This is a genomic window from Streptomyces sp. NPDC059371, assembly GCF_042751995.1.
GTDB lineage: Bacteria > Actinomycetota > Actinomycetes > Streptomycetales > Streptomycetaceae > Streptomyces.
In genome coordinates this window covers 93,881-106,173 of sequence record NZ_JBHYXD010000001.1, presented here as the reverse complement: position 1 = coordinate 106,173, position 12,293 = coordinate 93,881, and the positions used below count along the sequence as shown (strand labels likewise).

Annotated in this window: 10 protein-coding genes; 6 read left to right on the top strand and 4 right to left on the bottom strand. The window is 71.9% G+C overall.

Features of this window, described 5'->3' with window-relative positions; all coding sequences use genetic code 11:
• Positions 1-112: 112 nt before the first annotated feature.
• Positions 113-1,615 (bottom strand): FUSC family protein, encoded by a 1,503-nt coding sequence (locus tag ACFXGX_RS00490; RefSeq protein ID WP_384783063.1) that lies wholly within the window; start codon positions 1,613-1,615, stop codon positions 113-115.
• Positions 1,616-1,855: 240 nt separating this feature from the next.
• Here ACFXGX_RS00490 and ACFXGX_RS00485 point away from each other — a divergent pair, with 240 nt between their 5' ends.
• Entirely contained in the window at positions 1,856-2,332 is a 477-nt protein-coding gene (locus tag ACFXGX_RS00485; RefSeq protein WP_384783060.1) for an Lrp/AsnC family transcriptional regulator, read from the top strand.
• A gap of 344 nt (positions 2,333-2,676) precedes the next feature.
• Positions 2,677-3,255: a TetR/AcrR family transcriptional regulator gene (locus tag ACFXGX_RS00480; protein WP_384783341.1), complete on the top strand. Its 579-nt coding sequence runs from the start codon at positions 2,677-2,679 to the stop codon at positions 3,253-3,255.
• Between the two features lie 74 nt (positions 3,256-3,329).
• Here the strand turns inward: ACFXGX_RS00480 and ACFXGX_RS00475 are convergent, their stop codons facing one another.
• Both ACFXGX_RS00475 and ACFXGX_RS00470 read right to left on the bottom strand, forming a co-directional pair.
• Positions 3,330-3,959, bottom strand: coding sequence for a dihydrofolate reductase family protein (locus ACFXGX_RS00475; protein ID WP_384783057.1), 630 nt, complete (start codon positions 3,957-3,959; stop codon positions 3,330-3,332).
• Positions 3,960-4,072: 113 nt separating this feature from the next.
• Positions 4,073-5,137, bottom strand: coding sequence for an NAD(+)/NADH kinase (locus ACFXGX_RS00470; RefSeq protein WP_384783339.1), 1,065 nt, complete (start codon positions 5,135-5,137; stop codon positions 4,073-4,075).
• A 733-nt stretch (positions 5,138-5,870) separates the two neighbouring features.
• Between ACFXGX_RS00470 and ACFXGX_RS00465 the strand changes: the two genes are divergently transcribed.
• The 3 genes from ACFXGX_RS00465 to ACFXGX_RS00455 all read left to right on the top strand — a co-directional run bounded on the left by ACFXGX_RS00465 (position 5,871) and on the right by ACFXGX_RS00455 (position 10,437).
• Entirely contained in the window at positions 5,871-6,551 is a 681-nt protein-coding gene (locus tag ACFXGX_RS00465; protein WP_384783055.1) for a class I SAM-dependent DNA methyltransferase, read from the top strand.
• 193 nt (positions 6,552-6,744) lie between these two features.
• Positions 6,745-8,541, top strand: coding sequence for a SpoIIE family protein phosphatase (locus ACFXGX_RS00460; protein ID WP_384783337.1), 1,797 nt, complete (start codon positions 6,745-6,747; stop codon positions 8,539-8,541).
• Positions 8,542-8,865: 324 nt separating this feature from the next.
• On the top strand, positions 8,866-10,437 hold the full coding sequence (locus ACFXGX_RS00455; protein ID WP_384783052.1) for a multicopper oxidase family protein: 1,572 nt from the start codon (positions 8,866-8,868) through the stop codon (positions 10,435-10,437).
• A gap of 26 nt (positions 10,438-10,463) precedes the next feature.
• Here the strand turns inward: ACFXGX_RS00455 and ACFXGX_RS00450 are convergent, their stop codons facing one another.
• A complete protein-coding gene (locus ACFXGX_RS00450) occupies positions 10,464-10,886 on the bottom strand; it encodes a secondary thiamine-phosphate synthase enzyme YjbQ (protein WP_384783049.1) in 423 nt (140 codons plus the stop codon).
• A 202-nt stretch (positions 10,887-11,088) separates the two neighbouring features.
• Between ACFXGX_RS00450 and ACFXGX_RS00445 the strand changes: the two genes are divergently transcribed.
• On the top strand, positions 11,089-12,177 hold the full coding sequence (locus ACFXGX_RS00445) for an NAD(P)-binding domain-containing protein (protein ID WP_384783046.1): 1,089 nt from the start codon (positions 11,089-11,091) through the stop codon (positions 12,175-12,177).
• Positions 12,178-12,293 lie beyond the last annotated feature (116 nt).

The window sequence follows — 12,293 nt, the reverse complement described above, 5'->3', positions numbered from 1 at the left end:
CGCCACCCCGTGCCCGTCTCGGCCCACCACACCGCGCCAACAAACCAAACCCGCGCCGCGGGGGGCCGCACGCCCCCCCAGGGACCGGAGGAGAAGAAGACGTGCTGCCGCGTCAGGCGCCGACGACGAGTCGCGAGCGGGAAACAGGACCGCGCAGCGGTGTCGCCATGTCGACGAGCGCCCGCTCCAGGCCGTGCAGGTGCACAAGCGCCTGCTCGGCACCGGGGTGATGGCCCGGGACGCTGTGATGGGGCGCCGGAGCGCCTCCCGGGACGGCGCCGACCAGGGACTCCATCGCGGTCTCGACCCGTCGGCAGGCCGCGGTGAGGCGGGCGTCGTGCGAGGCGTCCGGGTCGGCGGCGACAGCGGCGAGACCTCGTACCTCGCGGGCGCAGTCGTCCAGCAGGGCGAGGATCGCGCGGGCCCGCTCCTTGCGCCGCCGCATCGGGTTGAGCGGATGCACCAGGGGCGCCAGAGCCATCCGTACGCGCCCCAGAAGCGCTTCGAGCTCCCCCGCGAGCGGTGCCGGGTCGGCCCGCTCGTCACCCGCGAGCCGCCGGGCCGCCGCCGAGGTGCAGCCGTGCACGGCGTGCAGGGCGCGCTCGATCCAGCGGTCGGTGACCGTGTGTGTGGTGATCGGCAGGACGACCGCCACCGCGAGCGCGGCACCGAGCGCGCCGACGCCGGTCTCGGCGAGCCGGAGGCCCAGCAGCCCCGGATGCAGGACACCGAGCAGCCCGTAGAGCAGGCCCGCCATGACGGTGACGAAGAACATCATCCAGCTGTACGAGGGAGCTGCCGTGTAGAAGATCCCGAAGACGCTGACCGCGACGAGGACGGCGGTGGGGGCGGGCGCACCGTGCAGCGGCACGGCGACCAGGAGCCCGGCCATGATGCCGATGAACGTGCCGATCACGCGCCGGAAGCCGCGGACCAGCGTCTCACCACGCGAGGCCGTGTTGACGAAGATCCACCACGCGGTGCCGACGGCCCAGTACCAGCGGTCGTGCGAGAGCAACTGGCCCGCGGTGAGCGCGAAGGCGCAGGCCGCGGTCGCCTGGAAGGCCTGACGGGTGGCGGGGCGGGCCAGCCCGCGTCCTTCCAGCGGCAGCGGTGCCGCGGGCAGGGGGCTGCGCCGCTCGATGCACCAGGCGCCGAACCGGACCGCCGAGGAGGCCGTCAGCGACAGGGCGACGGCCGCGTAGAGCTGCGGGAGCTGGCCGGGCACGGCGTGCAGGAACTGCGTCGTGAAGAACATCATGAACGCGAAGATGCCGAGCGCGTGTCCGCGCGGGCCGAAGCGGCGGGCGTACACCCCGGCGAAGACCACGGCGAGCCAGGTCGCGTCCCGCAGCATCGGCGCCCCGTGCAGGGTGGTCGCCGCCGCGAGGACCGGGAAGCCGGCCACGGGAAGCAGCGCGGTGGTGCCGGCCTGGCCGCGCACGGTCGGGTCGCCGACCGTGAACAGCGCGAGGAGCGCCGCGAGCCCGCCCGCGATCGAGGCGGGGAGCGAGAGTCCGGTCAGTCGGCACAGAGCGACCGCGAGGCCGATGCCGAGAACCGCCCGGAGCGAGACCCGCAGCCGGAACAGTCCCGGATCCGGCACCATGAACATCTTCTTCACCTTCGGCGGCCCGCCCCCACTTCGCAGTTCAACAGTGATCCGGCATGCGCTGCGCACATGCGAAAGGCGCCGCGGGTCCGGTACGGCTTCCTTGCCGTCCGGCGCTGCGCAGCGCCATCGATACGGACAAGGTACGCGGCAGCCCGGAACTGGCTCAACCGGCATGATTTCGGCTGGGCCATTGGTACAGTCAAAGGAGAATATTGTCGGCCGCGAGGAGGCCAACGGACCATGCCCGTGGACGAGCTCGACACCCGCATCCTGCGGTTGCTTCTGGAGCAGCCGCGCAGCAGCGTCCGTGAATACGCCCGTGTCCTCGGTGTCGCCCGGGGCACGCTCCAGGCCCGCCTCGACCGGCTTGAGCGGGACGGGGTGATCACCGGGACGGGCCCGTCGCTGTCCCCCGCCGCTCTCGGTCATCCCGTGCTCGCGTTCGTGCACATCGAGGTCACGCAGGGGCACCTGGACGACGTGGGCGACGCGCTCGCCGCCGTGCCGGAGATCATCGAGGCGTTCTCGATCACCGGCGGCGGCGATCTGATCACCCGGGTCGCGGCACGCGACAACGCCCACCTGGAGGATGTGATCCAGGCCCTGATCAGCCTGCCCGGAGTGGTCCGCACCCGGACCGAGGTGGCCCTGCGCGAACGGGTCCCGCACCGCCTGCTGCCCCTGGTGGAGTCGATCGGGCGGGCGACGCGGGGCTGAGCGCGACGCCGGGTCACCGGGCCCACGCGGCCTGAGCGGGGCCGGGTCACCGGACCGCTACCCGTCCGTGGGCCATTTCGGAAGTCCCGGCCGGAGCTCCGCCGGGTGCGCCAGAATGCCGGTCGGCGAGAGGTTCCGGTCGCCGAGGGCGGCCCGGACGTCGGCACCACCGGGAGGGTCCGGCGGTCGTTCCGGAAGGAGTACGCGTGCACCCCGACAAGGACGCACCCGCGGGCTCGGGGGCGCCGCCAGGTCCGTACGACACAGCCACGGGCCCGGGAGCGCCGGCGGGTCCGTACGACACAGCCACGGGCCCCGGAGCGCCGACCGGTCCGGACGGGCCGCTGCGCTCGGACGCGCGGCGCAATCGCGAGCGCATCCTGGCCGTGGCCCTCGCGGAACTGATCCGCTCCGCCGACACACCGCTGAGCGCGATAGCCAAGAAGGCGGGGGTCGGTCAGGGGACCTTCTACCGCAACTTCCACCACCGCGAGGCCCTCATCCTGGAGATCCACCGCCACGAGGTGCGGCAGGTGACCGACGCGGCGGCGCATCTGCTCGCCACCCGCCCGCCGGACCGGGCGTTGCGGGAGTGGACCGACCGTCTCGCACGGTTCGCGATGGCCAAGGCGGGTCTGACCGAGGCGCTGCGCACGACCACCACCACACCCCGGGGAGTTCTCACGAGGCTCGACCACGGGCCCCTGAGCTCGGCCGTCGCGCTCCTGCTGAGGACCAACGAGGAAGCGGGCACCATCCGGCCGGGGGTGACCCCCGACGACTTCCTGCTCGCCGTCGCCGGGCTCTGGCACCTCGACCGGCACGGAGACTGGCAGGCGCACGCCCGCCGCCTGCTGGACCTGGTGGCGGACGGCCTGCGTGTCGGCGCGCCGGGGCCTGACACGTCCGCGCGGGAGGACTGAGCCCGTGGCCGGCTCGTGCGCCGGGAGCGTCGCCGGCCACGAGCCGCCGGGCCGGCCTCGCGAAGGCGGTCGGGTCAGCGGCGGACCAGCCGGACGTGCGTCGCGGCCGGCGATCCGACCGTCTCGGCCACCCGGTAGCCGTCGATCGCGTCCCCCAGATTGTCGAGCAGGCGCTCTCCGCCGCCCAGGAGCCTCGGGACGACGGCCATGTGCAGTTCGTCGAGGAGTCCGGCGCGCAGGTACTGCCGCACGGTGGCCGCTCCGCCGCCGAGCCGGACGTCCTTGCCCGCCGCCGCCTCGAAAGCGCGGGCGAGGACCGTCTCGACGGGTTCGTCGGTGAAGTGGAACGTCGTTCCGCCCTCCATGACGACGGAGGGCCGCAGGTGGTGCGTGTGCACGAACACATCGTTGTGGTACGGGGGGTTGGGGCCCCACCAGCCCGTCCACGACTCGTCCTCCCACGGTCCGCGCTGAGGCCCGAACATGTTGCGGCCCATGATGGTGGCGCCGATGTTCTCCTCGCCGCGCCTCACGTACTCGACGTCGATTCCGTCCTTGCCGTCGGCCAGGTCGCGCATGGCGGCGAACATCCACTCGTGCATGGTCTCGAAGCCCTCGCCGAGCGGATGCCCGAGATTCTGGCGGGGACCGGCGGCGTAGCCGTCCACCGAGACGGTGATGTTGTGTACACGCAGCTTGGGCATGGCCGTGCTCCCTGGGTCGGTGGTGTCCCGCTCTCACCCGTACGTCGAACGGGACGCGCGCGGATCGACGGCTTCCCGGGAATTTGCCGGCCGCCCGGGACGCGGCCCCGCCGTCACCGGGCCGCCGATGGCGGCGGCAGGCGCAGTTCCGCGAGGTCCGGGGGGATGGGGGTGTCGGGGCGGAAGAACGGGGCGGCTTCGGCGTCGGCCGCTGTGGCCGGCGCGTCGGTGAGGCGGAAGCGGTCGCGCAGCCGTCCGTAGAAGTCGGTGGGGTGCAGGCGGATGAGACGCACCCGCCGTGGAGACCGGAAGACCCCGATCCAGTCGCCGGGGTCGAGCACTCCGCGCAACTGACCGTCGATGCTGACGGCGGCCTGGCCCGAGTGGGGCAGCACCCGCAGGGCGACGGGCTCGTCCGGCGCGGCGACGACGCTGCGGTTGAAGGTCATGTGCGGCGCGATCGGGGTGAAGACGACCGCGTCCATGTGCGGGGAGAGCACGGGACCGCCGGCGGCGAAGCTGTAGGCGGTCGATCCGGTGGGGGTGGCGACGGCGAAGGCGTCCGCCGAGTAGGAGGCCAGGCGCCGGCCGGCGAGGTAGACGCCGACGCTGACCTGGCGGTCCCGGGCCAGCTTCTCCACCACGACGTCGTTCAGGGCCGTGACGTCCAGCGCCACCCCCCAGCCGTCGCCCTCCGTCGTCTCGGCTCTGACCTGCGGCGGAGGCAGTGCCGGACCCCGCCCGTAGCAGAGCACGGCCTCCATTTCCCCAGGGATCTCAAGGACCCGCGAGGCACGCAGGGTCAGCGTCATCCGTTCCTCGACGGTGGCCTTGCCCTCGTGGACCGCCTGCAGTGCCCGGGTGACGTCGGCCGCGGGCACCTCGGTGAGGAAGCCGACCTTGCCGAGGTCGACGCCCAGCACGTTCGCACCGCTCTTGACGGCGATCCGGGCGCCGCGCAGGAAGGTGCCGTCGCCGCCGAGCGTGACGACGAGATCCGGATTGCCGGCCGCTTCGGCTTCCGCGCGTCCGCCGCGTCGCCGCTGGTCCTTGGCCCAGACATCGATCTCGGTGCACCGAAGGCCTCGCGCGTCGCACCAGTCGTGCACGGCGCGGGCCACATCGCGGGCCGCCGTCCGCCCCTGGTGGACGACCAGGCCGACGCGGTGCACGGACACGGCAACCTCCAGGTCCATATCCAGGTCCACATGGGGTACGACTCGATCCTTCCATGAATGGGACATTTCGGTACGGGGAGACGGGCCGTCCGGCCGCATCGGAGACCCTGTGGCGTCGCCGGACCGGAGAACCGGTGGCGCCGCCGGACCGGGAGATCCGGTTGGGGCGGACACCGCGACCGGCGTGCGGCGAGCGGGGTGCGGCGTATGGCGACCGGGGCGCGGCAACCGGGGTGCGGCGACCGGATGCCGGTCCCGCCACCGGCCTCTCCGGCCGCATGCACCACCGGCACCTCCGTCCATGTCACCGCTCGTGGCACCGCCCGCGCGATCCAGCGCAGAGGGCCGGGGCCGCCACCTCGTCGTTGCCTCAACTCCCCACACGAGGAGTCGACTTCGGCATGTCCCCTGCCACTAGCGCGACTTGCCGTCACGAGGGCCGCTCCGGCCCCCGAATCCCCCGGACGGATTCCAGCCGTGTCGGTGTCACCCGGGTACTGCAACTCGCTTCCGCTCAGCACGAGTTCGGATGCCGTCAGCGGCAGGGCAGCCCGCACGGAAGCCGTTCCGCGGGCCGAACAGTTTCGGACACTTGGGCATCCCGCGGAACGCTGAACGACTATCGTCTCGAATTGACGTCTCCTGAGCGACCGACAAGGCTCGGAGTTCCCGTCATGGCCGCTTTCATCCACATGACGAACCACTTCGACCGCCCCCATGAAAGGTTCCTTTCGTGATCAACAGCAATCACGGGACTGATTACGAGAGCCTTCTGCTCGACCGCAAAGGCCAGGCCGAAGCCTTCGACGCCATCGGCGACCGCTACGACGAGGCCTTCCCGCACAAGGAAGGCCAGGTCGCGGCGGGCGAGTGGCTGGTCGGATCACTGGCCGAGGGGGCGCGGGTCCTGGATCTCGGCTGCGGCACGGGGGTGCCGACCGCGCGCCAGATGGCGGACGCGGGGTTCGAGGTCGTTGGCGTCGACCTCTCCGGCGGCATGCTGAAGCTCGCGAGCGGTTACGTCCCCGACGCGACGTTCCATCAACTGGACCTCGCCGATCTGCGCCCGGGCGGTCCCCGCGACCTCGGCCGCTTCGACGGCGTCGCCGCCTTCTTCTCGCTGCTGATGCTGCCCCGCGCCGAGATTCCCCTCGCCCTGCGGACCGTCCGTCATCTGCTGGTGCCCGGCGGCCTGTTCGTCCTGTCGATGGTCGAGGCCGACGTGGACGACTTCGCGATCCCGTTCCTCGGGAACACGATCCGGGTCTCCGGCTATCTGCGGGAGGACCTGCACAAGATCATCGAGGAGGCGGGCTTCGAGGTCGTCAAGGAGACCTCGTACACGTACGCCCCCTCGGTGACCGATGTCCCGCCCGAGGAGCAGGTCTTCCTGTGCTGCCGGCGGTGTGACTGAGGAGGCGGAGTCCGAGCCGCGGACCGCGCCACCCACCCGACGGGACAGAAGCGTGACCGAACACCGCACCCCTCACGAGGGCACCACCCCGCCACAGGTCCTCCTGCCACCTGCGGCGGTGACGGACGGCCGCGTGCCGCAGACCGACCGCCTCCGGTATCTCGATGTGGCGACGCGGCGGATCGCCCGCGGGATGGATCTGGACGAGACGCTCCGGGAACTGCGGGAGGCGGCCGTACCGGCGTTCGCGGACGCGGTCTTCATCCACCTCGTCGATCCGCTGCCGGTGGGCACGGAGCGGTCGACGGGACCTGTCGTGCTCCGCCTGCACAGCTCCGAACGGACGTGGCCGGGAGCGCTTCACGCCGACACAGCCGCGTACCCCGACACAGCCCCGCACGACAACACCGCCGGGTACCCCGACACCGCCGCGTACCCCGACACAGCCCCGCTCGGCGACGGAGCCGCGTACAGCGACGCGGCCGAGTACGGCGGCATGGCCCCGGACGCCGGTACAGCCCCCTACGCCGGCCAAGCCCCGTACGCCGGGACACCGCCACCACCGCTCCCCGACATCGCCGAGCGTGTGGAACCGGTCGGCAGCGGCCGGCTCGCGGAGCTGCTGCGGGACGGGCGTCCCGCGTTCGGTGACGCGCCCGGCAACGCGCCCGCCGTCGCCGAACTGCTCGCGGCGGGAACCCTCCCGCCGGGCACGCTGCCGCCGGGCCACCGTCTGATCATCGCGCCGCTGCACGGCAGCCATCACGTGATGGGCACGGTCGTCCTGTTCCGCTGCGCCGACCGCCCGGTCTTCACCAGCGACGATCTGCTCGTCGCCTCGCAGCTCGCCACGCACACCGCGCTCGGGGTCCAGAAGGCGGTGATGTACGGCCACGAGGCCGCCGTGGCGGACACCCTCCAGCACACCATGCTCCCGTCGTCGCTGCCGGAACCCACCGGCATCCGGCTGGCCAGCCGCTATCTGCCGGCCTCCAAGACCGCCCAGGTCGGCGGCGACTGGTACGACGCGATCCCGCTGCCCGGCAACCGGATCGCACTGGTCGTCGGCGACGTCATGGGCCACTCGATGACCTCCGCCGCGATCATGGGCCAGCTCCGAACCATCGTGCAGACCCTCGCCGGTCTCGACCTGCCGCCGAACGAGGTCCTGCACCATCTCGACGAGCAGGCCCAGCGGCTGGGCAGCGACCACATCGCCACCTGCCTCTACGCGATCTACGACCCGATCTCGCACCGCCTGCTGATGGCGAACGCCGGCCACCCGCCCGCGGTACTGCTCCACGAGGACGGCCGGGCCGAGGTGCTCGGGGTCCCGCCCGGCGCTCCGATCGGCGTCGGCGGTGTCGTCTTCGAGTCGGTGGAGATGGCCGCGCCCCCCGGGGCGACCCTGGTGCTGTACACCGACGGACTCGTCGAGTCCCGCGACACCGACATCGGCAGCGGCGTCGAGGCACTGCGCGGCACCCTCCAGAACACCGCCCAGGGACTCGTCTCGCTGGAGGTGCTCTGCGACCACGTGCTCGGAACCCTGGGCCCGGGAACCCGGGACGACGACATCGCCTTGCTCACCGCCCGCTTCGACGGCTTCCCGCCGGACAGCGTCGGTTACTGGTTCCTGGCCCCGCACCCGATGACCGCGGGCCAGGCGCGCCGGCTGACCCGCAGGGCCCTGCGCCGCTGGGGTCTGGAGTCCCTGGTCGACCCGACGGAACTCATGGTCAGCGAGGTCGTCACGAACGCCGTGCGGTTCGCCTCCCGTCCCCTCTCGCTGCGACTGCTGCGCACCGACGTGCTGCGCTGCGAGGTGACCGACGACTCGCCCCAGGTGCCGAGGATGCGGCAGGCCGGTTCCGGGGACGAGAGCGGTCGGGGCCTCTTCCTGGTGAATCAACTAGCGCTGCGCTGGGGCGCGACACGCGTGAGCAGCGGCAAGGTCGTCTGGTTCGAGCAGAAGATCCCGGAGAAGTAGCGGTCACGAGGACGGCGCCGGCCGGCACCGGCTCCGTCGGCACCGCCGCGGCCCGCATTCGGATGATTCCTGGACGATCTCGAACGACGGTCCCGGCAGTTCCGGGGTACACATACCCGTCCGGGGTACGGTGGCGGTCCTAGCTCGCAGGAAGTGCTGACGCCCCTGATGACGGTACGCATGTTGCCCTGGGCCCGGCCCGCCGTTCCTCTCCTCACCGCGCACATAGGCCATGTCCCCACGGCCCTCCGCGTCCTCCGACGCCGCACGGCCGTGCGTGGACCGTCCCGAAACGCCTGACGCGCATCGAGAAGAGGACTCCCCGTGAACAGCATCAACCGTCGCACCGTCCTCGCCGGACTGGGAGCGGCAGGTACCGGCCTGCTCGCCGCCTGCGGCAAGGACGCCCCCACCACTCCCTCCCTCCTCAGCCCCAACGGAGCCCAGGTCGCGCGCATCGAGAAGAAGCGCGGCGCCACGGGCAGGGTGCGAAGCCTCAACGTGACCGCCGCGCCCGCCACCGTCGACCTGGGCGGCGGGGTGACGGCCAAGTCCTGGGCCTTCGGCGGACAGATCCCCGGCAAGGAGATCCGCATCTCCGCCGGCGACACGCTCGAAGCCGAGCTGTCCAACCAGTTGCCCGACCCCACCACGACGTCCATCCACTGGCACGGCATCTCGCTCCGTGGCGACATGGACGGCGTACCGCCGGTCACACAGAACCCGGTCCGGGCCGGATCCAACTTCACGTACCGTTTCGTCGCCGACAAACCCGGCACGTACTTCTTCCACCCGCACGTGGGCGTCCAGGTCGACCGCGCCCTGTACGCGCCGCTGATCGTCGAGGACCCCAGGGAGCCGCTGTCGTACGACGACGAGTGGGTCATCGTCCTCGACGACTGGCTGGACGGCGTGACCGGCACGCCCGACGACGTCTTCGCCGAGCTCAGCCATGGCATGTCCGGCATGAACATGAAGGGCAGCGGATCGAGGCGGCCGATGTCCTCACGGCACCCGTCGATGCCGCCGTCCCCGGCCGCCGGCGACGGCGCCTCGACGCGGTTCAGGCTCGGCAGCTCCGCCAGCCCTCTGCTCGGCCGTGACGCCGGAGACGTCAACTATCCGTACCACCTGATCAACGGACGCGTGGCGACCGACCCGGCCGTCTACAACGGCACCCCCGGCAGGCGGGTCCGCCTCAGGATCATCAACGCCGGCGCCGACACCGCGTACCGGGTGGCGCTCGGCGGCCACAAACTGACGATCACCCACACCGACGGCTTCCCCGTCGAGCACGAGGAGGTCGACGCCCTGCTGGTCGCCATGGGCGAGCGGTACGACGTGCTGGTCACCCTCGACGACGGCGTCTTCCCGCTCGTCGCGCTGGCCGAGGGCAAGGACGTCTCCGGCATGGCTCTCGTGCGGACCGGATCGGGAGGCCTGCCGGATCCGGCCGTGCGTCCGAGTCAACTGGACGGCCGCATGGTGACCGCCGGACAGTTGCGCGCGAGCGACGGCGCACGGCTGGAGGCGAAGGATCCCGACCAGGTCCTCCGCATCAAACTCACCGGCAGCATGGGCGCGTACGACTGGGCGATCAACGGCCACCGGTTCGACATGGCCGACCCGACCGCGAACCCGCTGCTGGTGCAGCAGGGCCAGCGGGTCCAACTCGACTTCGTCAACGCCACGGGCATGTGGCACCCGATGCACCTGCACGGCCACACCTACCAACTCGGCGTCGAAGGCGCGCGCAAGGACACGACCATCGTGCTGCCCAGGTCGAAGGTGTCCGTCGCCTTCGACGCCGACAACCCCGGGCAGTGGATGCTGCATTGCCACAACGCGTACCACAGTGAGGCCGGGATGATGGCACTCGTGGCCTACGGGGCCTGAGTCCACTGAGCGTCAGGGCCGGCCGCTCAGCCGAGGAAACTCAGTCGCACCTGGCGGCTCGGGTTGTCCCGGTTCGTGTCCACGAGGCACACCGACTGCCAAGTCCCCAGCTCCAGTGACCCGTCCACCACCGGCAGGGTCGCGTGCGGCGGGACGATGGCGGGAAGGACGTGGTCGCGGCCATGTCCGGGGCTGCCGTGACGGTGCTGCCAGCGGTCGTCCGCGGGAAGCAGGGAGTGCAGCGCGGTCAGGAGGTCGTCGTCACTGCCGGCGCCGGTCTCGATGATGGCGATCCCGGCGGTGGCGTGCGGGACGAAGACGTTCAGGAGGCCGTCGCGGCCCGCCGCGACCTCACGGAGGAACGCCTCGCAGTCGCGGGTGAGGTCGACGACCGTCTCCGAGGAGCCGGAGGAGATGTTCAGGACCTGCGTGGTGAAGGCATCGGACATGCCTCGATCCTCCCCCATCCGCGGGCTCCCGGCCTGTGGCGACGGCATCCGTCCGGCGGCTGTGGCGACGCCGTCCGGCGTCCGATCGTGGACGGCCGGCCGCCGGCGGCTTCCGGCACGGTGCGTTCGTCGGGTGGCTCACAGTGAGGCACCCGACGTGCCGGACGGGAAGATCCCGGACCCCGGTCCGGTTCGTAGAAGCGTGAACAACACCGGGGTGCATGCGCGCGAGGTCGATGTGGTCGTCGTCGGAGCCGGTCAGGCAGGTCTGGCCGCCGCCTACCACCTGCGGCGCACCGGCTTCGAGCCGGAGCGCGACTTCGTCGTGCTCGACCACGCGCCGCACCCGGGCGGGGCCTGGCAGTTCCGCTGGCCGTCACTGACGTACGGCAAGGTGCACGGGATGCACTCCCTGCCCGGCATGGACCTCAAGGACGCCGACCCGGACCGTCCGTCCTCCGAGGTGATCTCCGAGTACTTCGCCGCGTACGAGAGCACCTTCGGCCTGCCGGTGCACAGGCCGGTCGACGTCAGGTCGGTCCGGGAGGGGACCGGCGGGCGACTGCTCGTGGAAGCCCGCGACCGTACGTGGTCGGCGCGGGCGCTGATCAACGCGACGGGCACCTGGGACCGCCCGTTCTGGCCCCGCTATCCGGGCCAGGAGACCTTCCGTGGACGGCAGTTGCACACGGCTCAGTACCCGGGCCCCGAGTCGTTCGCCGGGCGGCGCGTGGTCGTCGTGGGCGGTGGCGCCTCCGGTACCCAGCATCTGATGGAGATCGCCTCACACGCGGCCGCGACCACCTGGGTCACCCGGCGTCCCCCGGTCTTCCGCGAGGGACCGTTCACCGAGGAGTTCGGGCGGGCTGCCGTCGCTCTCGTCGAGGAGCGGGTCCGGCAGGGGCTGCCGCCGAAGAGCGTGGTCTCGGTCACCGGGCTGCCGCTGAACGACGCGATCCGTCAGGCACTGGCCGACGGCGTGCTGGACCGGCGCCCGATGTTCGACCGGATCACCCCGGACGGCGTGGAGTGGGCGGACGGGGCGCGCGTGGACGCGGACGTCATCCTGTGGGCGACGGGGTTCCGGGCCGCCATCGACCATCTGGCACCGCTGCGACTGCGTGAACCGGGCGGCGGCATCCGGGTCGAGGGAACGCGCGCGGTCGCCGATCCGCGGATCCACCTGGTCGGTTACGGGCCCTCCGCGAGCACCATCGGCGCCAACCGGGCGGGCCGGGCGGCCGTACGGGACATCCGGCAGTTGCTGGCGGACGCGCCGGTGGCCGTGTGATGCCACGTACGCCTGTCAGTTCGTGGGAATGACCGTGGGAATGACCGTGGGACTGGCTGTGGAAGTGACCGTGGAACCGGCCGTGGACACGACCCTGGGACTGGCCGTGGGGGTCG

Coding starts and splice junctions, on each gene's coding strand:
- ACFXGX_RS00490 (WP_384783063.1), bottom strand. CDS start 1,615: ATGTTCATGGTGCCGGATCCGGGACTGTTCCGGCTGCGGGTCTCGCTC.
- ACFXGX_RS00485 (WP_384783060.1), top strand. CDS start 1,856: ATGCCCGTGGACGAGCTCGACACCCGCATCCTGCGGTTGCTTCTGGAG.
- ACFXGX_RS00475 (WP_384783057.1), bottom strand. CDS start 3,959: ATGCCCAAGCTGCGTGTACACAACATCACCGTCTCGGTGGACGGCTAC.
- ACFXGX_RS00460 (WP_384783337.1), top strand. CDS start 6,745: ATGGATCTGGACGAGACGCTCCGGGAACTGCGGGAGGCGGCCGTACCG.
- ACFXGX_RS00450 (WP_384783049.1), bottom strand. CDS start 10,886: ATGTCCGATGCCTTCACCACGCAGGTCCTGAACATCTCCTCCGGCTCC.